Here is a 22,633-nt window from a genome sequence, read left to right on the forward strand (position 1 = left end):
CTACATCAAGAGCGGATAGCCCAGAGTTCCAGTTCGAGTGCGGGAAAGTCGCCGGCAAGGTGAATGGCAAGGCCCGCGGACGTCTCCAGTTCGCGCCACATGTCGTTGCCTTGCGTATCGAGCTCGAAGTAGGAAAACCCGGCATGGAACGGGATCTGGCGCGGCGCCACCGGCAAGGGACGCACGCCCACGCCCGGCAACTGCAAGCTGATCAGGTCGCGGAACCGTTCGACCGGCCCGATCTTCACCTGGCCCGGAAAGCGCGCGCGCAGCTGTTCGCTGCTGATCTGAGCGTTGACGGCCAGCACGAACGCCGCCGCTTTCAACAGCTCGAAGTCTGGAATGACGGCAACGCGAATCCCGTGTTTGCGCTCCTGCAACTCGATCGGGATGGCGGACTGCACCCTCACCAGCGAAAGCGATTGGCGCAGGTCGTTCATGAGCGCAATGAAGCAAGGCGCCGGGTCGTCGTGGCTGTAGGGCAGGAGTTCGCTGGGCCGCTTGGTGTCGCTGAAGGTGGCGAGCTCACCGGCAAGCCCCAGCAACACGTTGAACAGGCTTTCCGCATGGAAGACGGGCTGCTGCCGCATGTGCACCAGCTGGGGCTCATACCGGTTGCACACCTGCAGCAAGAGGAAATCGGCGATCTCCCCGACCCCGGCTCGCCCAGGCTGCGCGAGCGTCGCGGCGAGCGCCTCGGCGCGCTGATGAAGCAGGCCGATGATCTCGCGCACGAAGCCGTCGGCGACGGCGTTTTCCACCACGTGCATGAGCGGCGGCATGTAGCGGGTGTCCAGGACCACTCGCCCATCGGCCCGGCGCTCTGTGACGCGCGCGACCCCTATGCAGCTGAACCCGTCGTTAGTGTCCCGCTCCAGCATCAAGCGGAGATTCAGGCGCGCGATCTGCAGCGGCGCTTGACGCAAGCTGGCCGCGTGCCCGTCCGCCACCTCGATCTCGGAAGCCGTGAAACGTGTCGGCATGGATCCGGAGTTGCCTTCGACGTCGCTCTCGGCCACGCCCGGGCGGCTGAGGGCCAGGCACAGCATGACACGCTCGTCCCTCGCGTCTGGCGGAACGTCTATGGCGAGGGGAGACGGATCGTCCATCGGCAAGGCGAACGGCGTGCCGTCCCGGAACACGCCCACCGCCTTGGCCAGCGCGAGCTTGCCCTGGTGCAGGGCTGCTTCGTCGATGGCCAGGGAATGAAAGCCCCACGCGTGGCCCATGCCAAGCCCCACGCGCGCATCGACCAGGCGGCTGACGAACCTGTCCTGCTGCTGAAAATGCTGCGGCTGAAGGAACATGCCTTCAGTCCAGATAACCTTGTTATGCCATGTCATAGCTGCGGTGTGATGGGCTCATTGTCAGGCAAAAAAATGCGAGGGCTCATCAATTTCGAGCCTAGGGGATGTTGTGCGTCATCTGCCCGGCGTCCACGAACATGATGACGCCGCCCCAGATGCACTTCAATGTCGAGACGTTGTCCAGCGCGGGCGCGTTGCACAGCAAAACGTTGGTGGCGCCCGCGATCCACGGCGCCGGCGTCATGGGCAAGCAGGGCGCGGGTGTGGGCGTACCCATTGCGGCCGCCGTCGCGGCGGCGACCATTGGATTGGAAGGCGTGGTGCACATGCCGAACGAAGGAATGTTGGTGATCGGGATGTGGTCGAGGATGTTGGCGGCCACCTTATTGCTGGTCATGACTGGCTTGGGCGTCGGCACCAGCGAACTGGGCGCGAGACCGAAGCTGCACTGCATTGCAGCGCCCATGCAGGTTTGAAGCGGCATAGTGACTCCTCAGGGTGATTCGTCGAGCCACACGGCCAGCGCCGTGTAGTTGTCATGGGTCGCGGCGGACCGCGTGGCTTCCTTGATCGCGTCCCCGATACCCGCCAGCCACGACTGCGGCGTGTCGGCTTGCGTCAAGAGCGACTCCAGCACGTCGTCCGGCACATGTTCCCACACGCCGTCGCTGCACAAGAGAAACGCATCGGTGCCCAGCATCATGGGCGTGAAAAGGCTGGACGCAAGCTCCAGTTCGGCATCTTGCCGGCCCAGCGCTGAGTGCAGGACGCTGCGTTTGGGATGGCCGCGTGTTTTCGACTCCTCGAGCAGCCCGGCGCTGACGAGCGACTGGACCAGGCTGTGGTCGCGCGTGCGCTCGACCAGCTGCTTGTCGCGAAACCAGTACAGCCGCGAGTCGCCGGAATGGGCCCAGTGCGTGCGCCCGTCCACCAGGTCGATGACGAGGCACACGATGGTCGTGTGCATCTGCGCCTGGATGGTGTTTTCCGTCTGGCCGCTCAAGACCGCCTGGTTGGTTTGCCGGACCAGGCTCGCGAGATCGGGCCCGCTCTCGGAGGGCGTCAGCGCAAAGCTCGACAGCAGCGACTGCACGGCCAGCCGCGAAGCCACGTCGCCCCCGCCATGCCCGCCCGCGCCGTCGGCCAGCACAGCGCAAAAAAGCCTTTCCGAGCTCCAGTAGCCGCACGCGTCTTCATTGACCTTGCGACCCCCCGGTTCCGACAACAGTGCAATGCGAAGAGAGATCATGAGAAGCGCCTATTCCCTCGTTGGGGGCGTATCGAGCTGCCCGATGTAGCCTTCATAGGCCTTCAGGAACGCCTGGCCGAACAGCGTATCGAAGTCATCTTCGGCCTCCGCCGCCAGTTGCTGGTAGAGCGCCTCGAACAAGTTCCACAGTTTCGCCTTCCGCGGCGAGGGAATCAGGTCCGCAAGCGAGGAAGACCGATTCAGCTTTCCCTCGAGCATCTTGGGATCGAACCGCAGCAGGACGCCGGCGAGCGCGGCCTTCATCCCTGCCATGACCCCCAGCTCGTGCGCGCGCAGGTCGCGAAATGCATCGCGCATCGCATCGGGCGGTGACATGAAACCCGGCACCTTCGGGCCCAGCATATGGTGCAGCGCGCCTTCGACATTTGGCGAGAATTTCAGCGGGTTGTTTTCGACCGCATTGATGATGGTGACGTCGGCGCGGATCTCCCGTTTCAGGGCGGCGCGGATCGAGAGCAGTTCCACCGTGCCTTGGGTGGCCTCGCGCAAGAGATGCCCCACCTCTCGCATCATCGCCGGTGTCAGGCGCTGAATATCCAGCCCAGGTACCCCGAGCCCATCGATCAACGCGACAAGCAGTTCGTCGTTGGATCCCGCGGCAGATTCTGGCGGCCGATCGGCCGGACTGATGTTCCTGGCTTCGGCTCTTGCAGGTGCGGCAGGGGGTATTGCGGCGGGCCGGGCGACGGGTGGCGCAGCGGAAGGCCTGCCTGCCGAGTCAGGCGCCTGTGCCTTGCCCGCGATCACCGCTTCGTGAAGCCCCGAGTTCCATGACAGAACAGCGCCTCGGGGCAGCGCGATGGTGTCGCTCGCAACGTCGGGGCGCCGGTTCACCCACGGCGCATTCATGTCCGGAACATGGTCTGAGACCGGCCTCGCAACCGGGCCGGCCGGCGCGCTCAAGGACCGTACCGGGTCCGAATGGTTTGCCGTGTTCGGCTGCGCGACAGGCCCGCCGAAAGCCCCGGCCAGCGGGTCGCCGGACTGCTGTTCAAGGCCGAAAAGCGCATCGATGGAGTCTTCCCGGGCCGGCGCCGGCATGTCGCTGATCAGCGGCGCCCCCGGTGCAGCCTGCCCGGCGCCTCGCGGTATCGCGCTTCGCCCGGCATGGCTCCGCTCGAACGGATCCCAGTCTTCAGGGATCCCGCCTTGGGCGCGGGCGGGCGAAATTCCCGCGCGCGGCGCAGGGGCCGGGCTCTGGGGCGGTTGCACGCGCGGCGCGCTCGCCGGCGCGGGCAAGTCGTCCCGCACCTCTTCCTCCTTGCCGAACAACGCGGAGAAGGGATCGCTTTCCTGCGGGGATTCGGTGGGTGTGACCTCCAGGCAATACCCCTCGATCTGGATGCGATCGCCGACGGCCAAGGGCACCTCGCTGCCGACGTTCACCAGCTTGCCGTTGAGCTTGAGCGGGTTGCCGCCGCACGCGATCAGCGCATAGTTCCTGCCGCGAAAGGCGACCTTCGCGTGCACGCGCGAAACGACCCGATCCGGGTCGGGCAAGATCAACTGGTTGGTTTTCGACCGGCCAATCGTTCCTCCCAGCTCGTCAAAGCACGCCGACAAGCCCGCCACCGGAAGCTCGTTGAACGTGATCACCGTCAAGTTGATCATTGATACCTCACGCCTGTCGATTTTCGTCATCCCGCCGTTCAGCGCAAGATGTGGCATTGACCGTTAATCACGGTGAGCCGGGCCGGCCACGCCGACGATACACCGTCTTTGCCGGGCGCCGTCGACAATGCCGGCGCGCCGCCCGGCCCCAGGCACTCCAGGAGCCGGCCGTTCGCGCATTTACGCAACACCAGCTCATCCGCGTTCGGGACAACAAGCCTCAGGCTTTTGGTGGCGTACAGAAGGGCAAGGCGAGACTTGAACCTGGACACCAGTTCGGTCACCGGCTGCTGATAGGCCAGGGCCAGTTCGTCCAGCCGCAAACGGCTCACATTCACCAGGGTGTCCACGTCGCCGCGCATCAAATCCGAAGCGATCTTGTGCAGGAAAGCGGCGACCACGGGCCTTTGAGCGGCGACGTCCTCGATGGGCGGCGCATCGAGCCATCTCCATCGGGGGAATTTGATGGGCAGGACAACGCTTCTTGCAACGAGCACGGGAACACTGTAGACATCGCCATCCGCCGCGGCCCACGTCACTTCAGCGACGGTGCGGGCCTCGGTATCGCTGCCGATCCGGCCCACGCGGGGCAGAAGCAGGCGGACGGTGGCGCCCACCACACCATCCGCCACCTGCACTTGCTGCGACGCGGGCCGGGCGCCCGGCGGGTCGGGCTGGATCACCAGGGTGATCTCGTTCGTGCCCTCCATCAGGTATTCATGCACCGGCAGGCACAACACGCCCTGCGGCGCGAACGCGCGCCCGACCGGAATGTCGTTGACGAGGACTTCAGCCGAGCAGCCTTGGACCTGCAGGCGCATGAACAGGAGGCGCTCCATCAGCCCGAGCTCCAGTCCAGCAGGTTCAATGCCGGCAACAAATTGACCGTTTGGGACGTCTGGCCCAGCAACGGGTCGTGCACGCGGACATAAGCGGAAACGCTCTCGCAAGCCAGCCGCGCGTACCACTGCCATCCGCCGCCGCCGGCGATGCGGGGCCGCAACCCGCATTCGGCGACCATTGAACCCGTGCACGAGAGCACGTCGCTCCACATCGCCCCGCCCTCCAGGGCAATCGGATCGAACTCGATGCGGAACGGGGACCGCCAGCGGCCCACCGTCGGCAGCAACACCTCAGGCAAGGCCCCCCGAAGCACTTTCTCATCGAAGCGGTGCTTCATCTCGCCCCTTCCCTCGACAACGAGCCGCACGCGTGTTCGGGTCGCCCCGAGGACGATTTCTCCGGTGAGGGCGCACTCGATGCCGTTCGCCAGGTCGAAGTCGACGACCAGCCGGGTCACGGGATGGCCGGCCAGACCGGCAGGACTCTCGTGCCATCCCCAGGCCAGGTCGGCTTTGCCTACCAGCAAGTCCGCCGTCAGCGCCATGGCCGCATCGCCGGCCGATTCCGTCCAGGCGGTGAACAGCTCGTCGAAGCCGCGTTGCACGCTGCTGTCCAGGCCCTCGTGAAACGCGGCCACCCATTTCTTGGCCGGCGCGGGCACGCCATCGCGCTCGAGGTGGCACCGCGTGCGCAGCGGCAGCGCCGCTTCCGTTCCTCGCCGCGGCCATTGCAGTTGCGGGCCGGCGTCGCGGTGGAAGATGGAAAGCCATTGATGCGCCGGATACGCAAAGACGAAAGTGTCGAGTGCGCCGAAGGGCACCCCCTCGTCGCGCACCCCGCACGTGCTGATCCGGAGCAGGCTGGGCTGCGGCATCGTCTCTTCGAGCAGCGCCTGCAGAGGCGCACTGGCCAGGGGCGGTGGCGGGTCGCAATGCACCTGCCAGCTCGTCGCCGTGGCGTTGTGGCCGCTCCATGACGACAGGCCATGGGCGCCCGCGTAGGTCAGCTCCGGATGCCGGGCCTGGCTGCACAGCGAATGCTTCAGGCTTCGCGCTTGCAGCCGTGCAGCGACCTTCGCTCCGGCCGGCTGGGTCAGCACCGAGATGCCGGGCGGAATCGCTTCGCGCGAGTTGATTCGCAGCACGAGCGGTTCGGCCGGCAAGGGCATGAGCTTCCACAAGCCTTCTACCTTGTGGTACTCGCGCCGCCACTCCGTCTCCAGCACCCGCAACTCCACCGCCTCGAGATCGCACGAAAGCCGGGCCGCCGCAAAGACTTCGCCGCGCTGCGCGGTTTGCTGCTTGTCCAATCGATCCAGCAACGCCGCGTCGGAAACAAGCAGCTGCGCACTGATGCGCGCGCCGTCCTGCGCGCGCGTGCGCAATTCGACGGCGGCTCGCACCACAAGCTGATGGAGCTTGACCCATTGGCCGAGCCGCTCGTCGGCAAGGATCGCGAGAGCCCACTCGTTGTCGGGCTTGCGGTCGAAGCTGGGACCCAATGCGCAACACAGGTTGACGAAGCGGGCCGCACATCCGGGTTCCCGCAGTTCGTAAGCCACGGCGTTGTTCCACGCGGCCTCGATGAAAACGCCGACGCGCTCGCCCAATTTCGCGCACAGGTCCACCCACTGCGCCTTGGCAAATTCCGCTATTTCAGCCTTTTCCAACAGATCGGGTTCCATCAGGCCAGCGGATCTGCCTTCTTCACGGGATCCTTCGCCGCCAGGGCTGCCTTCGGGCTCGCACCGCTGCCGCCACCCGGGGAACCGCCCGAGTTGATCATGACCATGGCGCCGGTGATCGACACGCCCGACGGGCCGATCACGACCGATGAGCCACCGGCCTTGACCGTGATCATCACGCCCGCTTCGATCACCAGGCTGGCACCGGATTTCACGTGCACGGTGCCGCCCGCGTCCATGGCCAGGTTGCCCCCGACCTTCACGTCGAAGTTCGCCGAGGATTTTTGCGAAATGGAGGCGCCCCCGTCCGTCATGATGTCCTTCGACACCTTCAGGCTGGTCGAGCCTTGCACCTCCGTCACCCAGTCCTTGCCGATGCGGTACTTCACGTCTCCGTCGACTTGCTGGGTCCAGTCGTTCCCGATGAAGCCGTCCTGGTTGTTGGCGATCTCTATCGTCGCGTTGTTCTTCACGAGCTGGTGGAAGTCCTTTTCGGCCTGCAGCCAGAGGTATTCCGAACCTTTCTTGTCCTCGAATCGCAGCTCGTTGGCGTTGGTCGCCCCCCCACCCTTGCTCGACCGGCTTCGTGCGGTGCTCACCGTGGCGTTGTCCGGCAACGTGTAGGGCGGCTTCTGGCTTCCGTTGTAGACCCGGCCCGTGATGATGGGCCGGTCGGCGTCGCCTTCGAGGAAATCGACCACGACTTCCTGCCCGATTCGCGGCAGTGAAATCATGCCCCAGTTCTGGCCTGCCCACGGGCTGGAAACGCGCACCCAGCAAGAGCTCTTTTCGTCCTTCTTGCCGATCCGGTCCCAGTGGAACTGGACTTTGACGCGCCCATGCGCGTCGGTGTAGATCTCATCGCCCGCAGGGCCCACCACCACGGCCGTGTGCAGTCCCGAGACGAAAGGCTTGGGTGTCGTGCGCGGCGGACGGAAGAGCTCGTCGGCGTCCATCGCCGTGAACTGGCATTGGCAAAACGTCCGTTCGGCGCCGGACTCATAACCGCTGAATGCCATCTGCATCCGGGTCGAGAGCACCAGGTGCGCGCGGTTCTGGTCGCTGCGCGCATGTTCCTCGAGCGTGAACCGTGTGCCGCACGTCATCCCTCGAAGCGGCCCGGCCCCGTGGACCCGGGAGAACCGCGCCTGAAGCTCCTCGATGCGAAGGCGGGAATACCTGTCGCCGCCCGGCTTGTCCACATAGTCCCCCGGATAGTCGTAGTGCTCGAGCACCGCCGACACGCCCTTGCGCGTGGCGTCCGCCACCGTTTCGAGATTCGCGCCGGGGTTTTCGAAATCGTAGTCCCGCAGCACCACTTTGGCCGGCTGGATTTCCTTGGTTGTCTGCCACTCGGTGACGGGTTCGAAGTCGAGCTGCGCATCGACGTCGTCCCTGAACTTGAATGTGCCACTCCAGGGATTCGTCTTGTGCGCGCTCGGCGTATTGACGATGACCATGGTGTGCCGTTCGGCCTCGTGGGTGAAGTAGTAGTAGATGCCTTCCTGCTCCATGAGCCGGCTCACGAAGTTGAAGTCGGTCTCGCGGTACTGCACGCAGTACTCGTACTTGGGGAAGGCGCCCTTCAGCTGGAAATCGACCTCCGGACTGAACGGCTCGAATACCTTCTTCAGTATGTCTTCAACCGTCATCGACTGGAAGATCCGGGTGTCGGTGCGGCGCGTCAGCAGCCACAGCCACGGACGCAGGATCAACCGATATCCGAACAGGCGGTTATCGGTACCGGCCGTGCCCATGGCGCAAACCAGGCCGTGGAAGTAGCGCTTCGCGTTGTCCGGCATTTCAAGCGCGACGCTGGCCGGTTTGCCCAGCAAATCTTCGGGCTTGATGGTTCCGCTGTCGGAAAGCGCTTCGACGTCGAACTCGAACAGTTGCCCCAGATGCTCCGCCGCGGACATGCCCTTGAACGCCAGCGCCGTTCCCAGCGGCGTCTTCAGGGTCATGGGCGCGGTTGTCGCGGTCTCAACAGCCATGGCGTGTTCCCTTGATGTTTTCTAGCTCGCGAGCCGGGCGACGTAGACGTGTGCTTGCCGCGGGACCAGCGGAACGTCGTACTTCATACAGGCTCCTTGGCAAAGTCATACTTGAACTCACCATCGGCCACATCCACGTTGACCCCGGCGATCTCCCGCCCTTCCACCATCCGGCCAAGAAACTCACGAGAGATATCCGGCAGCATGGTGTTGGTCAGGATCGCGTCGATCATCCGGCCGCCCGACTCGCTCTCGGTGCAACGCGACACCACCAGCTTCACCACGTCTTCGGTGTAGCCGAACGGAATCTTGTAGCGGGCCTCGACGCGCTTCTTGATCCGGTCGAGCTGCAGCCTGACGATGCGCCCCAGCATTTCGTCCGACAGCGGGAAATACGGAATCGTCACCAGCCGGCCCAGCAACGCAGGCGGGAATATCTTCAGCAAGGGCTCGCGCAGCGCCTTGGCCAGCCCTTCCGCGTCGGGCAGGAGCTCCGGGTCCTTGCACATGCTGGCGATCAGCTCGGTACCGGCGTTCGTGGTCAACAGGATGAGCGTGTTCTTGAAGTCGATGAACCGCCCCTCGCCATCTTCCATGAACCCCTTGTCGAAGACCTGGAAGAACATCTCGTGCACGTCCGGGTGCGCCTTTTCCACTTCATCGAGCAGCACCACCGAGTAGGGCTTCCGCCGCACAGCCTCGGTCATGACGCCACCTTCCCCATAGCCCACGTACCCCGGCGGCGCGCCCTTCAAGGTGGAAACGGTGTGTGCCTCCTGGTACTCGCTCATGTTGATGGTGATGAGGTTCTGCTCACCACCGTACAAAGCCTCCGCCAGGGCCAGCGCGGTTTCTGTTTTGCCCACACCCGAGGTGCCCGCCAGCATGAAGACGCCGATCGGCTTGTTCGGGTTGTCGAGACCGGCGCGCGATGTCTGGATGCGCTTGGCGATCATCTCCATCGCGTGGTCCTGGCCAATCACGCGTTCGCCCAGCAAGGCGCCCACTTTCAGGATGGTCTCCATCTCGTTGCGGGCCATGCGGCCCACCGGAATGCCCGTCCAGTCGCCCACCACGGAGGCGATGGCCTGGTAGTCCACCGTGGCGAGGATCAGCGGCGACTCGCCTTGAAGCGCCGTCAGCTTGTCCTGGACAATTTTCAGCTGGGCAAGCTGGGCTTCACGCTCAGCCGGCGAAGCTGCTTCGGCCTGCGGAGCCGTCTCGGGAATGGCTTTTTCCGCGGCGGCTTCCAGCGCGCTGGCCGTGCCTTCGACGGGGCGAATACCGGCGCGCAGTTTGGCACGCAGTGCCAACAGCTCGTCCACCAATGCGCGCTCCTCGCCCCAGGATTTCTCCAGGCCCGCGAGGCGATCACGTTCGGCCGCAAGTGCCTGCGTGACATCGGCTTCGCGCTTGCCGATGTCGATGCCGATCGCCTTTTCGCGCCCCACGATTCCCAGTTCGACTTCGAGCGACTCGATGCGCTTGCGTGCATCGTCGACTTGCGCCGGTGTGGCATGCAGGCTCACGGCTACGCGCGCGCACGCCGTATCGATCAGGCTGACGGATTTGTCGGGCAACTGCCGCGCGGGTATGTAGCGATGCGACAGCTTGACGGCTGCTTCCAGCGCCTCGTCCAGGATCTGCACCTTGTGGTGCTTTTCCATGGTGGACGCAACCCCACGCATCATCAGGATCGCGCGCGTCTCGCTGGGCTCGTCGACCTGGATGGTCTGGAAGCGCCGCGTCAACGCCGGATCTTTCTCGATGTGCTTCTTGTATTCGGCGAAGGTGGTGGCACCCACCGTGCGCAAGGTGCCGCGCGCAAGCGCCGGCTTGAGCAGGTTCGCGGCATCGCCCGTGCCCGCGGCCCCTCCGGCCCCCACCAGCGTGTGGGTTTCATCGATGAAAAGGATGATGGGCTTGGGGCTGCTTTGCACTTCTTCGATCACCGACCGCAGCCGCTGCTCGAACTCGCCCTTCATGCTCGCGCCCGCTTGCAGCAACCCGACATCGAGCGCGAGCAACTGAACTTCTTTCAGCGCGGGCGGCACGTCGCCCCGCGCAATCCGCTGGGCAAAGCCTTCGACGACGGCCGTCTTGCCCACACCCGCCTCGCCCACCAGGATGGGATTGTTCTGGCGGCGCCGCATCAGGATGTCGACCATCTGCCGGATCTCGTCGTCCCGGCCGACGATCGGGTCCATGCTGCCACCACGCGCCTGCTCGGTCAGGTTGGTGGTGAATTTCTTCAGGGCCTCCTGCTTGCCCATTGCCGCGGGCGCAATGGCTTGACTGCCCTCTCCCGGTCCGGCGCCCACCCCTGACCCGTCACTTGCTGACTGCCCGTCTTCCGGCGAGCCCGCCGTGATCTCGCCGAGCTTGTCGCTCAGGTCGTCGGGCTTGATTTTTTCGAACTGACGCGAAATCGCGAACAAGGCGTTGCGCAGGAACGTGGTCTTGAGCATGCCCAGCAAGACGTAGCCGGAGCGAACCGCGCTGTCGCCAAACAGGAGCGAGCCGTAGACCCAGCCACGCTCCACCGCGTTGGTGATGTTGTCGGAAATGTCGGAGATCGACGTGGCGCCCCGCGGCAGCCTGTCCAGCGCCGCCGTGAGATCACGCGCCAACGCGGAGCTGTCCAACTGGTAGTGCCGGATGATCCGGTGCCAGTCCGAGTCCGGCGACTGGAGGATTTGCGACAACCAATGTTCGAGCTCGACATAGGGATTGCCCCGAAGCTTGCAAAAGACGGCTGCGCCGTCCACCGCCTTGTAAGCCAGCGAATTGAGCTTGCCAAAAACCGCGACGCGACTGATTTCCGCCATGATCTCTTGCCTTTCGAAAGGTTACCGATCCCTGTCCGCGGGTACCGTATGGGCCAGAGGCTCGAGCTGGAGCTCCCCCATCCGTTGTCGATTCTTCATGCCCAGCCAGGTGGTCCAGCCCAGCCTGCCGTGTTTGCCCAGGCGCGCGGGCCTGACCTCCTCGGCTCGCAGATCCAGCTTGAGCTCCCAGGACAGTTCGCGCCCGATGTACTGATCGACCAACGCCGTGACGCCGGGCAACGCGCTGCCTTCGGGCAGCAGGCTCTCGAAGGCCGCGTGATCCAGGGGCCCGATGTGCACCCGGAACTTGTGCTGCCTGTCCCAGACCTTGTCGCCCAGCACGGCACCGCCGCCCAGTTGGGCCACCACGCTGCGCCGCCCGGCGGCTCCGATCCGGGTGCGCTCCCTGCGAGGCAATTCTAGCCACGAACCCACGAATTGAACCACTTTCACAGGGCGGCCCAGGTACCCCGTCAAGATAGATGCAAGGCCTTCCGGCGAGCGGATCTGCGACGAATAGATGCCCGAGAAGTGCAGCTTGGCATGATCGGGCGCCGCGTCCCGCCCGCGCTGTTCCGGCTCTCCAATGCCGATGAGAGCGCCTACGTAGGCCGCGAACCGGTCGTCGTCGGGGCGGTCGAGGCCGACGGTGGGCTGGGCCTGCGCCCAGGCCCTGTAGAACAACAACAGCAGGCGGTGGTGAAAGATGTCGGCGAAGCGGGCAAAGCTGGCGTCGCCGTGATGCAGCAGCCGATTGCGCGCGTGCTCCGTCAGGTGATGGGGAAGCGGGCCATTCGGGCCGAACAAGCCAAAGAAGCGAACTTCGATCCGCGCCTTGCGGTTTGCCGAATCGTGCATGACGGCGTGCAGCGAACTGGGCGCGAAAGACAGATCGGCGGCCTGGCCCAGGCGCACCGGCTCAGCCGACGGTTTGCGCGCGGTGCCGAAACGCGGGTCGTCCTTGAAATAGTTTTCAAGCCAGCGCATGGCGCTGAAGTAGTCGTACCGCCAGGGCTGCGCGGTGATGCGCTCCAGCGGATCGATGCGCGTCATAGCATGGGCCGGGCGCCGCATCGGGGCCGCCCGTTCATGATCACGCCGCGTGTGTACGACTTGACGCGCGTCTCGGTGAACGAGTTGATCGACACGTGACGCGCCAGATAGCGCTCGAGCACGCACCCGAACAGGAATGCGCTCACTCCCTCGAACGCCAGCTCGTCGACGCCAAGCTCCAGCTGGACGCCGCGGCCGAAGGCGATCGGGCCGGGCATGGGCAAGCGGCGCACCACCTGGTGTTGACGCACCGAACGCAGGCCTTCGATCTGCCGCAGGTGCGTGGCATCCTCTTCATGGGCGTAGAGGCGCAGCATCTGGCGCAGCGCGGCGGCGCCCTGCTCCTCGTTCGTGTCGACCAGGGAGATGTGGTTGAGCGTGAGCTGGTTGATCAGGCGCCAGACGGTGCTGCCCCCGGTGGAAGCCGACAAGGGGCGCGAAGGGCCCTTGATCACCTTGATGGACGGCACAGGCGCGGACTGGTCGAGCGTGAGATCGGTTGCGCCGATACCGACCGGCATCAGCAGCGGCAAGTCGCGGTTGGAACACAAGGCGGTGACGCCCAGTTGTTTCAAGTCGTCCGAAAACGGCGCCTCCCTGGGATCGACCAACGAGATGAAAACCTCGCTGCCGATATAGGAAGACCGCGGCCCTTCCCGCCTCTGCGTGGCGGACATCAACCGCGGTTCCCGCTGCATCGAGTAATAGGCTTCGTGCCCCATGTCCTCCATGTGAAATGCGGAATAGAGCGGGCGAAACTCGCGCTCGCTGTCCAGCCCGACACCAAAGCCGGTCACGGCCGTGATCCCATGGATCTCGAAGTCCATCGGGCGGACGCGGTCGGGCACCACGTGAAGCTGCGGTGTTTCGTGCGTGACTTGCACCCGGTCGCAACGGTGCTCGAACAGGTTGACCGCGGGCACGCAGTTCAGCGCGAACGACGTGGCGTCCACCGACTGGAGCAGGTTGGTGTCTCCCCGCGAAAACAGGATGATCAGCTCGGCTTCGGTGCCGCCGACCTGGCGCAGCGCCTCACCGAGGCCGCACACGTCGAAGAAAAGGAAGCGGTGCGGAAAGGCAAAATATTCCTGGATCAGGCGATAGCCTTCGAAACCGCGCAGGGTGACAGGCAGCAGCGCCTCTTCTTCGTCGAACCCGACGGGACGGATCGCATCCGGCTCCAGCGCCCGGAAGTTGGAGGCTGCGCCCTTGCCGGCGACGAACACGCCCAAGGCGTTTCCGCACACCAGCTCGTTGAGCCGGTACGCGACATCATCGGCACCCGAGCAGTAGAAGCGGAGATCGCCCAGGCCGATCGCGCTGAAGTCCAGCCCGGCGGTGGACTTCAGTGAGATGCGGACGCCTCCCGCGTATTTCTTCCAGTCGGGTTTGCTTTCCAGCGGCAGGTTGGTCGCGTGGGTGAAGTAAGTCGCGTTGGCGATCTCCAGCGGCCACAGGGTCGTATCGTGGCCGGTGCGGAACTGGCACTCGGTGGCCCCGCCTTTCGAGGGCATGCCGCGCATCATGCTGCCCCGGTTGATGGTGACGCCGGAGGCCAGGCCCGCGTCGCCCAGGTCGGGCCTGAGCTGCGCGATCAACATCGAAGGGATCGGCGCCAGGAATTGCGGGTACAGGATCTCCGCCATTCGCTGGGTGAACCGCGGAAACTCCGCTTCGAGCTTGAGCTGGACCCGAGCCGTGAGGAAGGCAAAACCTTCCAGCAGCCGCTCCACATACGGGTCGCTCACTTCCAGGCCGTCGATGCGTAAACGGCCGGCAATCTTTGGAAACTGCGCAGCGAACTCCGCACCCATCTCGCGAAGATGAAGCAGTTCCTGGTTGTAGTGGCGTAAAAGACGTGGATCCATGGGCTTCGAGGGTAACGCGCGAGGCGCCTACCTGGCGAGATCCTTGATCTCTACCGCGCCGGTCTCCAGATCGATCTCCGTCTGCAGCAACAATTCGAGCGGCACGGGCTGCGCCCAGAGCTGCCCGCTGATGCGGAAGCTGATCTGGTTGTGGTGCTCGAGTTGCCGGTTCGACATCACGGCCTCGACCTTCAAGGAATGGGCCAGCACGCGCGGCTCGAAGTTGACGATGGTGCTCCTCACGCTTTCCTCCAGCGCCCGCGGGTCCAGCGACGACGCCGTAGTGCCCGAAAGCGCGGGGAGCCCGAAGTTGACGACCGACCGCTGGACCTCGGGGTATTTCGCGAGGTCCCCCGACATGAACGTCGTATTGAGCAACCAGGCCAGGTCTCGCAGGATCGCCGCCCGCATTTTCGCGCGGCTGATGACCCGCATCTCGGCGGGTTCGGCCGGGTTGCCCGGGTCGTCATCCGTCAGGCGATCCAGCAGCGCCGGTTGCAATCTGTCCTGCGCCTTCATCTGGGCCATGATTCAACCAGGTAGGACAGGCTGCTTCAACCCGTGCTTGCGTCGAATGCGATAACGCGGACGTCCAGCAGGCCGCTGTCGCCCGTGTTGGTGGTGAGAAGCTTCTGGCCCACCCCGGTATAGAAACCGGGCGTCGGCTCCAGCCATTCAGTCTTGCGCGCCATGGCCAGGTCGCCGCGGCCGAGGTCCGTCCCGGGGTAACGCACCGGCAGCAAGGCGACCGAGTCGCCGCCATTGGCAAAACTCAATTGCGCCGCGGCCCAGACATGATCGCGCAAATCAGCGGGCGCCTCGATTTCGATCCGGGCGACATGGAACAGCGGTACCCAGTAGTACTTCCCGTTGATGATGGCTTCGAGCACCGGGCCAAGCCGCATGTCGGCGTCGGCGATCCACTCGAAGGGCTTGCCATCGATGAGGCCGGGCGACGCCGGAGCCAGCTCGTGGGCCTCGTCGCGCATTGCCTTCGCTTCCTGGGCGAGGCCCTTGCTGTCCAGCGACAGGGCCTCGATCAGCATGGCCACCCACGCGGCGGGCTCGCCGAGCAATAGCGGTGTGCGCTTGCCGAGGAATACGTCGTTGCGAAGCATTTCGCAGCGGACGGCCTCGCGGTACGTCTCGACCATCGACATGGCCGTGCCGTCGAGTTCGCCGGACACCGTCAATTGGTTCAGCGCCCTCTCCCACGCGCCCTGCACGCACAGGAGTTGAAAGAGGAACACCCGCAAGCTGGCGTCGGCGGGCGCAGCCCTGATCTGCTCTTGCAGCAGCTTCATGGCAAGTTGGGGATTCCCCTGGCGCAGCGCCAGTTCGCATTCTTTTGATGCTGGCATGGCTTGCTAAACCGAACGGACCTCGGCAACGAAGGACGAACCGCCTTTGCGGGCGCCCTTCGAGTCCTGCGCGTGGTATTCCACTTCGATCTCCTCGAAGGCGATGGAAAACTCTTCGGCGACCACCGGACCGGACGGGGCCGAGATGTCGTACGAAGTGATGCGCCCCTTCTTGACCTTGATAATGAGGAAGTCGATCTGGACGCCACCGGCTTTTCGAACCGTCAGCACGGCCTCCTTGATGACATCGTTGGTTCGCATGACCGACATCAACGACGTGGTGGCGGTATCGACGAGTTTGCTGATGCGCAGTTCGGACAACGACGATCTGGATCCCGCACCCGCCCCGCCGATGGTCTGGGAAGTCGTCATGCCCCAAGACCAGCCGAGCACCTCGATCTGGTTGGGGTGAACACTGTCGGTGGACTCGCCCACGACAACGCCTGCGCGCTGGCTTTCGAGCTTCAGGAACATGTCACCGCTGGCCATGGAGAACTCCGTGGGGCAAATTGGCGCCAGGGTACAAGCTGGCGGGCTGCTCACCGCCAGCCGCAGCGGCGATGAGCACAGAACGCGGGTCCTAGACCTTCACGTTGGCTGCGATGTTCCAGCCGGCTTCCTTGGCACCGCCATCGGCCGCACCATCGGCCTTTTGCGGCTGGTAAGCGTACTTGAACTTGGCGAAGTTCAAGGTGATGTTTTCCGTCAACCGGTCTTCGCCGCCGCTGCCGCCGGCGCTGACCGCGGAAATCATGACGTCTTCAAGTTCGATCTTGATGTACTCCAGCGGCGTGCCGCCCGCCTTGCGCACCACCAGGTTTGCCTTGGGAATGTGCTTGCCGTCGCAGCAGTGCATGATCAGCGCGTGCGATGCCGAGTCGGTGTATTTGGTGAAGGAAAGGTCCTGCACGCTGACTTTGCCCGAACCGCCACCACCGCCCATGTGGGCCGTGCCCGAGTTGGACATCCCCCAGCTCCAGGCCAGGACATCGATCTCGCCCTTGTGCGTCTTGTCCTGGGACTCGCCCTTGATGTCGCCCAGCTTCAGGAACATGTCTACAGCCATACTTTTCTCCTTTGAGGTTCTCGACCGAGAAGTAATTAAATGCTGCCCCCGCCTCTACAGGCGGGCTGTCTGCAGCGGGGACTGAATGACGCGCTACGCTGCCTTCTGCGAAGGAAGCTTGGACACAAGACTCAGGGACACCGTCAACCCTTCGAGCTGATAGTGCGGCCTCAACATGAACCTGGACGTGTAGTAACCCGGGTTGCCTTCGACCTCGTCCACGTACACCTCCGCGGCCGCGAGCGGCTTGCGCGCCTTGGTGTTTTCGGAAGAGTGGGCCGGATCCCCATCAACGTACTTGAGAATCCAGTCCTGCAGGAACCGCTGCATGTCGTCGCGTTCCTTGAATGAGCCGATCTTGTCGCGAACGATGCACTTCAGGTAGTGCGCAAAGCGGCACGTCGCGAACAGGTACGGCAGCCGGGCGGCCAGGTTGGCATTGGCCGTTGCGTCCGGGTCGTCGTACTCGGCGGGTTTCTGGAGCGATTGCGCCCCGATGAATGCGGCGAAATCGCTGTTCTTGCGATGGATGAGCGGCATGAACCCGGCTTTGGCGAGCTCGGCTTCGCGGCGGTCGCCGATGGCCACTTCCGTGGGGCATTTCATGTCGACGCCGCCATCGTCCGTCGGAAAGCTGTGCGCCGGGAGGTTTTCCACCGCACCGCCCGACTCGATCCCGCGAATCCGGGAGCACCAGCCGAACTCCTTGAACGACCTGTTGATATTGGTCGCCATCGCATAGGCGGCGTTCGCCCATGTGTACTTGGAGTGATCGGCCGAGCCGGTGTCTTCCTCGAAATCGAATTCTTCGACCGGGTTGGTCTTGGCGCCATAGGGCAGCCGCGACAGGAAGCGTGGCATTGCCAGGCCCACATACTTCGAATCGTCGGAATCGCGCAGCGAACGCCATGCCGCGTATTCGGGCGTGGAGAAGATCTTCGTGAGGTCCCTGGGGTTCGCGAGCTCCTGCCACGAATCCATCTGCATCAGGGTGGGCGATGCCCCGGCGATGAAAGGCGCGAACGACGCGGCCGAAACCTTGGCCATTTCACCCAGCAACTCGACGTCGGGCGCGCTCTGGTCGAAGTGGTAGTCGCCCACCAGGCAACCGAACGGATGGCCGCCGAACTGGTCGTATTCTTCGCCGTAGATCTTCTTGAAGATCGGGCTTTGGTCCCAGGCGGTTCCCTTGAAGCGCTTGAGCGTCCGGCCGAGATCCGCCTTGGAGATGTTCATCACCTTGATCTTGAGGTGCTCATCCGTCTGGGTGTTGTTCACCAGGTGATGCAGCCCTCGCCACGCGCCTTCGAGCTTCTGGAAGTCCTCGTGGTGCATGATCTGGTTGACCTGGTCGGACAGCTTCTTGTCGATCGCCGCGATCATGTCCTGGATGGACTTGACGACGTCCTTGCCAATCAGCTTGGTCTGGGACAAGGCCTGCTGAGCCAGCGTCTGCACCGCCGCCTCGACGGCGCTCTTTGCCTCGTCGGACTTGGGCTTGAATTCCTTCTGGAGCAAGGACGCCAGGTCATTGCCCTCGAGGCTCACGCCCGCAAGAGTGGAACTGGTCTGAAGATCTGCCATCTACTTCTCCTCGTCTGCGCGATGTGTCTGCACCGCGATATTCATGAAGGTCATGCCGAAGCTCATGCCGACGGCTCTTCCGGCGGTTTCGCCGAACTCGCCAGCGAGCTCAGGAGCGCGGGATCTGCCAGCACCTTGGCCACCAGGTCTTCCGCGCCGGTCTTTCCGTCCATGTACGTCACGAGGTTCTGCAACTGCTGGCGCGCATCGAGCAGCTTCTTCAGCGAGTCCACCTTGCGGGCGACGGCCGCGGGCGAAAAGTCGTCCATGCTTTCGAAAGTCAGTTCCACGTTCATGGAACCTTCGCCCGTCAGCGCATTGTTGACCTGGAACGCCGCGCGGGGCTTCATGGCTTTCATCCGCGAATCGAAATTGTCGACATCGATCTCGAGGAACTTCCGGTCGGCGACCGCGGCCAAGGGGTCTTTGGGCTTACCGGAAAGATCGGCCATGACGCCCATCACGAAGGGCAGCTGGATCTTTTTCTGCGCGCCGTAAAGCTCGACGTCGTACTCGATCTGCACCCGCGGTGCCCGGTTGTTGGCAATGAATTTTTGAGCGCTTCCCATCAGAATCTCCGGTCGAATAGTTTATGAGGCTCTGGCAAAAAAAAGAATCAGGCGCCATTCTGAAGGTTGACGCTATCCGGGTCTACCCCCAACACGCGCGCAGCCTCATTGAGCGCTTCGGGCGCGAGCTCCTTGACCAGCTGCAGGAAATCGCGATTGATCAACCGGCGAGCCCTGCGCAACAGGAGTTGGGCCGGATTCGACGGCTCCACGCGATCGAGGTACTCGCAGATCATGTCCAGCGCGCGCAGCACGTCGTCGCGCGACCTGATCCCGCCCAGTCCGGCTCCAGCCAGTGCCGGTCCAGCGGCTCCGTCGGAGCTGCCGCCCGCCTCCGCGCCGGCTTCCGGTGCAGCAGCAGAAGCGGGAAGCAAGCCGTGCACCAACTTGATCATGTCCAGCAGAGGTTTCAGGTCCGGCGCGCTTGCCGCATCGAATTTCTCCTTGAGCGTCGCTTCGAGCGCACGCGCTTGATGCAGGACCGATTGCCATTCATTGACGACCGCCGGGTTCTCCTGGACCGCGGAGGCCACCATCTGCGCAAGCTGCTCCTTGCCATAAGCAGCCTCGTCCGCGCGCGCCACGCTCTGGCCGAACGCGATGGACACAGCGCGGTAACGAATCACCCCCGACCCGCGCAGGCTGAAGAGCGAGCATTGACGAATGTCACCGCACAGCCCCTCCTGGTGCGCAAGCAGCGAGAGCGCGTTGACGCGCGGGTACTGGTCGCCGTCGTCCGGATCGGGCAAGGGGTGCAGCCCTTCCCAGAACGTCGTGAGCAGCCCATCAATGAGTTTCAGGCCCGGCGCGAGCGAGGCGAATCCTTGCAGATGGACATTGGCGCGCGTCCAGTACACGGCGATCCGCAGATCGCGTGTGCGCTCCATGAGCGACTCCGCGCGTTCGCGCACGAAGGGCCAGTTGGGTGGTTCGGCCGCGGCAAATTGCGACTCGGGCTTGCCCTGCGCGCCGCGGATCAGCTCGAGGAACTCGTTCTCGTACTCGAGGTCTGGGCCACACGGCGAGCCCGGTTGGGTCAACGCGTCAAGCCACCCGTGCAAGTCATAGGTGGTGCCGGCGATGGCGGAACTGTCAGTCAACCTTGTCCTCTCGACATTTCACACCCGATCCCCTGATTTTCAATCGGCGAATAATGCCGCAGAAGTCAGCCCGGCACAATAGTTCAAGGCGTACATATGCGCTAACATGAGCATTCCTCCCGCAGGAAGGAATGACATGAAGCTCTCCCCCGTTTTCGCAGCCGTCGTGATGGCCCTCGTGCCCGCGGTATCTCAATCCCAGGGCGACGTCGTCATGAAGGACAAGGACGCAACCGAGTCCGCGCTGATAGAAGCACTGACCCCACAGCGGCCGTTCAGGACGCGGTCCATCCGCATATCACCGGACAACGATGCCGGCGCCGCACCCGTGAAGCGCGCTGCGGCTTCCATGCTGATCACGTTCGAGACCAACTCGGCCGAGCTCAAGCCCCAATCCAAGAAGTTGCTGGACAACCTGGGCCGGGCGATGCAATCCGACAAGCTCCTCAACTTCAAGTTCGCCATCGAGGGCCATGCCGATCCTCGTGGCGGTGAGCAGGTCAACCTGGAACTGTCCCAGAAGCGCGCGGAAATGGTGGTCGCCTATCTCGCAGACACCCATCGGATCGATCCGAGCCGTCTCAGGGCCGTGGGCAAAGGCCAATCCGAGCCGCTCAATGTCAGTCAACCCGATGCCGCCGAAAACCGCCGGGTGACGGTCAAGACGATCGTGGAGTGACTTTGGCGGGGCGGCGGCGCTAGTCGATTTCCACGATCGAGAACGCCGCGGCGCCGTACGCCTTGGAACAGCTCGCGCCCGCGGCGCATTTGGGCACGCCGGCCAATACGGCGTCGCCCGCGCTCGCGTTCGAACGCAGCATCGCCAAGATCTTTTCCTTCGAGAACTCCGCGAAGGCGCCCGCGTTCGCAAGGCCTGCGGTGCTGAAATCGCGCGGCGCCTCGGACACCATGGCGACGAACTGGTTCGTGCCCGCGGGGCCGCCCGCCGTCATGGCCCAGCCCGTGCGCGGCAGGTTGAGCGGTTGATTCGCGACGATCCGGTTGTTGGCGTCCAGCGAATTGGGGAACAGCAGATTGATGTGCTGGTTGTCGGTGCCGATCATGAAGACATACAGGTAGCCGGATTTTTCCGACTGGATGCGAAACCTGAGTTTCTCCTTGCCGATCCGCACCTGCGCCTTGTCTGTGGTGACGCTGACGGCATGGCTCGTATCGCGCAAATCGTGCAGCTGCGTGAGCGCGTCGGTGATGCTCGGCGGCGCTGTTGGGGCCGCAGTCGGCGTCTGGCTTGTGCTGGGCGGCAGCTGTGCTGTCGCAGGCGTTCCGGGCGCATTGGCGGAACCGGCAGCTGGCGGCGATGGCTGTTCAAGCGCGGGCGGCGAAACCTGCGCGGTGGCCGGCGGCGGCTTCGCTGGCGAAGCAGGCTCCCTCAGGAGCAGGTAAGCCCCCACAACGACGATCAGCCCGAGGCCGCCCAACCCCGCCCACAGCATTGCCATGGGGAACACGCGGGGGGCTTTGGCTGTTTTCGGGGCGTGCTGCACCGTTACTTGATCGTCGGCGTCATCGCCCAGCGCCAGCAGCCGCCTGAATTCCGCGATGCTCTGCGGACGGTCTTCCGGCCTGATGGACAGCGCCTTGTCGACGCCCCTCAGGAAGCTGGCGCTATAGGAACCGGCTGCCGCCTTCTCCAGCGGGACCATCGTGTCCTTGATGATTCTGCTGACCGACGGCGGCGGCGCCTTTCCCACGATGGCGTGGTAGACGACGGCGGCCAGCGCGTAGACGTCGGTCCACGCGCCCTGGCGCATGTCCGGCATGTCGGCATATTGCTCGACCGGTGCGAAACCGGGCTTGAGAATGACCGTGAGCGTCTTGGCCTGGTCCTCGATCACGCGCCGGGCCGCGCCGAAGTCCAGTAGCACGGGCCGCCCGGTCTTGAGCAGAAGGACATTGTCGGGTGCGATGTCGCGGTGAAAGCAGCTCTCCCGGTGAAGCAGTTCCAGCGCCCCCATCAGCGGGACCAGCAAGTCTTTCAGCCAACGCTCGGTGGGCGGTTGACCCAGTCCGAGCAGCGCCTGCTTCAAGGTGGGGCCCTGGTAGAACGGCATCACCATGTAGGCGGTGCCATTGGCGTTCCAGAACCTGTACACCTTGACCAAGGATGGGCTGTCGAACTGCGCCAGAAGCCGCGCTTCGTTGATGAAGCTCGACAAGCCGGCCGCGAAGGTGGCGGCGTACCGCTCGGCCTTCACTCTCACGGTGAGCCCATCGTCACGGGATGCGATCGATACCGGCAGGTATTCCTTCAGCGCCACGTCCCTGCCCAGCGAATGATCGTGGGCCAGGTACACGATGCCGAAACCGCCGGCGCCGATGATGCCCTTGACCTCGAATTCGGCGATCTTGCTGCCGACGGGCAGGGCGTTGTGTTCATCGCTCGGGCCGGCCGCATCGACCGGGCCAGACGCAGGCGCGGTGCTGCCCGCGGGCCTGATGACAGTGAGACCATCCTCGTCGGAAGACGACATGCG

Annotated in this window: 19 protein-coding genes; 1 reads left to right on the forward strand and 18 read right to left on the reverse strand. The window is 64.2% G+C overall.

The window, feature by feature from the left end; genetic code table 11:
• Positions 1–5 precede the first annotated feature (5 nt).
• From tssK to tssA, 17 genes are all read right to left on the reverse strand, one after another.
• The gene (tssK, locus tag EEB15_RS07650) at positions 6–1,343 is read right to left on the reverse strand and encodes a type VI secretion system baseplate subunit TssK (protein ID WP_141509215.1); all 1,338 of its coding nucleotides are present in this window, start codon (positions 1,341–1,343) and stop codon (positions 6–8) included.
• Between the two features lie 61 nt (positions 1,344–1,404).
• The gene (locus tag EEB15_RS07655; RefSeq protein ID WP_141509216.1) at positions 1,405–1,791 is read right to left on the reverse strand and encodes a DUF4280 domain-containing protein; all 387 of its coding nucleotides are present in this window, start codon (positions 1,789–1,791) and stop codon (positions 1,405–1,407) included.
• 9 nt (positions 1,792–1,800) lie between these two features.
• Entirely contained in the window at positions 1,801–2,556 is a 756-nt protein-coding gene (locus tag EEB15_RS07660; protein ID WP_141509217.1) for a PP2C family serine/threonine-protein phosphatase, read from the reverse strand.
• 9 nt (positions 2,557–2,565) lie between these two features.
• Positions 2,566–4,173: a type VI secretion system-associated FHA domain protein TagH gene (gene tagH, locus EEB15_RS07665; RefSeq protein ID WP_233259406.1), complete on the reverse strand. Its 1,608-nt coding sequence runs from the start codon at positions 4,171–4,173 to the stop codon at positions 2,566–2,568.
• Between the two features lie 53 nt (positions 4,174–4,226).
• Entirely contained in the window at positions 4,227–5,027 is an 801-nt protein-coding gene (locus EEB15_RS07670; RefSeq protein ID WP_141509219.1) for a hypothetical protein, read from the reverse strand.
• On the reverse strand, positions 5,027–6,715 hold the full coding sequence (locus EEB15_RS07675; RefSeq protein WP_141509220.1) for a hypothetical protein: 1,689 nt from the start codon (positions 6,713–6,715) through the stop codon (positions 5,027–5,029). Before EEB15_RS07675 ends, EEB15_RS07670 begins: the two co-directional genes overlap by 1 nt.
• Positions 6,715–8,679 (reverse strand): type VI secretion system Vgr family protein, encoded by a 1,965-nt coding sequence (locus EEB15_RS07680; protein WP_158290033.1) that lies wholly within the window; start codon positions 8,677–8,679, stop codon positions 6,715–6,717. The genes EEB15_RS07675 and EEB15_RS07680 overlap by 1 nt, the downstream gene beginning before the upstream one ends.
• A gap of 113 nt (positions 8,680–8,792) precedes the next feature.
• On the reverse strand, positions 8,793–11,537 hold the full coding sequence (tssH, locus tag EEB15_RS07685; RefSeq protein ID WP_141509222.1) for a type VI secretion system ATPase TssH: 2,745 nt from the start codon (positions 11,535–11,537) through the stop codon (positions 8,793–8,795).
• 21 nt (positions 11,538–11,558) lie between these two features.
• Positions 11,559–12,590 (reverse strand): type VI secretion system baseplate subunit TssG, encoded by a 1,032-nt coding sequence (gene tssG / locus EEB15_RS07690; protein ID WP_233259393.1) that lies wholly within the window; start codon positions 12,588–12,590, stop codon positions 11,559–11,561.
• Positions 12,587–14,458 (reverse strand): type VI secretion system baseplate subunit TssF, encoded by a 1,872-nt coding sequence (tssF, locus tag EEB15_RS07695; RefSeq protein WP_141509224.1) that lies wholly within the window; start codon positions 14,456–14,458, stop codon positions 12,587–12,589. Before tssF ends, tssG begins: the two co-directional genes overlap by 4 nt.
• Before the next feature lie 27 nt (positions 14,459–14,485).
• A complete protein-coding gene (gene tssE / locus EEB15_RS07700; RefSeq protein ID WP_199236477.1) occupies positions 14,486–14,986 on the reverse strand; it encodes a type VI secretion system baseplate subunit TssE in 501 nt (166 codons plus the stop codon).
• Positions 14,987–15,012: 26 nt separating this feature from the next.
• Complete coding sequence (locus EEB15_RS07705; RefSeq protein WP_141509226.1) at positions 15,013–15,819, reverse strand: type VI secretion system accessory protein TagJ; 807 nt, start codon at positions 15,817–15,819, stop codon at positions 15,013–15,015.
• Between the two features lie 6 nt (positions 15,820–15,825).
• A complete protein-coding gene (locus tag EEB15_RS07710) occupies positions 15,826–16,293 on the reverse strand; it encodes a type VI secretion system tube protein Hcp (protein ID WP_158290034.1) in 468 nt (155 codons plus the stop codon).
• Positions 16,294–16,399: 106 nt separating this feature from the next.
• Positions 16,400–16,885, reverse strand: coding sequence for a type VI secretion system tube protein Hcp (locus EEB15_RS07715; protein ID WP_141509228.1), 486 nt, complete (start codon positions 16,883–16,885; stop codon positions 16,400–16,402).
• 93 nt (positions 16,886–16,978) lie between these two features.
• Positions 16,979–18,469, reverse strand: a complete 1,491-nt coding sequence (gene tssC, locus EEB15_RS07720) for a type VI secretion system contractile sheath large subunit (RefSeq protein ID WP_141509229.1) — start codon at positions 18,467–18,469, stop codon at positions 16,979–16,981.
• A gap of 62 nt (positions 18,470–18,531) precedes the next feature.
• Positions 18,532–19,038, reverse strand: coding sequence for a type VI secretion system contractile sheath small subunit (gene tssB / locus EEB15_RS07725; RefSeq protein WP_199236478.1), 507 nt, complete (start codon positions 19,036–19,038; stop codon positions 18,532–18,534).
• Positions 19,039–19,085: 47 nt separating this feature from the next.
• The gene (gene tssA, locus EEB15_RS07730; RefSeq protein WP_141509231.1) at positions 19,086–20,138 is read right to left on the reverse strand and encodes a type VI secretion system protein TssA; all 1,053 of its coding nucleotides are present in this window, start codon (positions 20,136–20,138) and stop codon (positions 19,086–19,088) included.
• A gap of 136 nt (positions 20,139–20,274) precedes the next feature.
• Here tssA and EEB15_RS07735 point away from each other — a divergent pair, with 136 nt between their 5' ends.
• Entirely contained in the window at positions 20,275–20,817 is a 543-nt protein-coding gene (locus EEB15_RS07735) for an OmpA family protein (protein ID WP_141509232.1), read from the forward strand.
• A gap of 19 nt (positions 20,818–20,836) precedes the next feature.
• On the opposite strand, the gene EEB15_RS07740 is transcribed toward EEB15_RS07735, so the two are convergent.
• Positions 20,837–22,630 carry a serine/threonine-protein kinase gene (locus EEB15_RS07740; RefSeq protein WP_141509233.1) on the reverse strand — a complete coding sequence of 598 codons (1,794 nt, stop codon included), beginning with the start codon at positions 22,628–22,630 and terminating at the stop codon, positions 20,837–20,839.
• Between the last annotated feature and the right edge of the window lie 3 nt (positions 22,631–22,633).

It is taken from the genome of Ramlibacter sp. WS9, from assembly GCF_003797765.1.
Lineage (GTDB): Bacteria > Pseudomonadota > Gammaproteobacteria > Burkholderiales > Burkholderiaceae_C > Ramlibacter.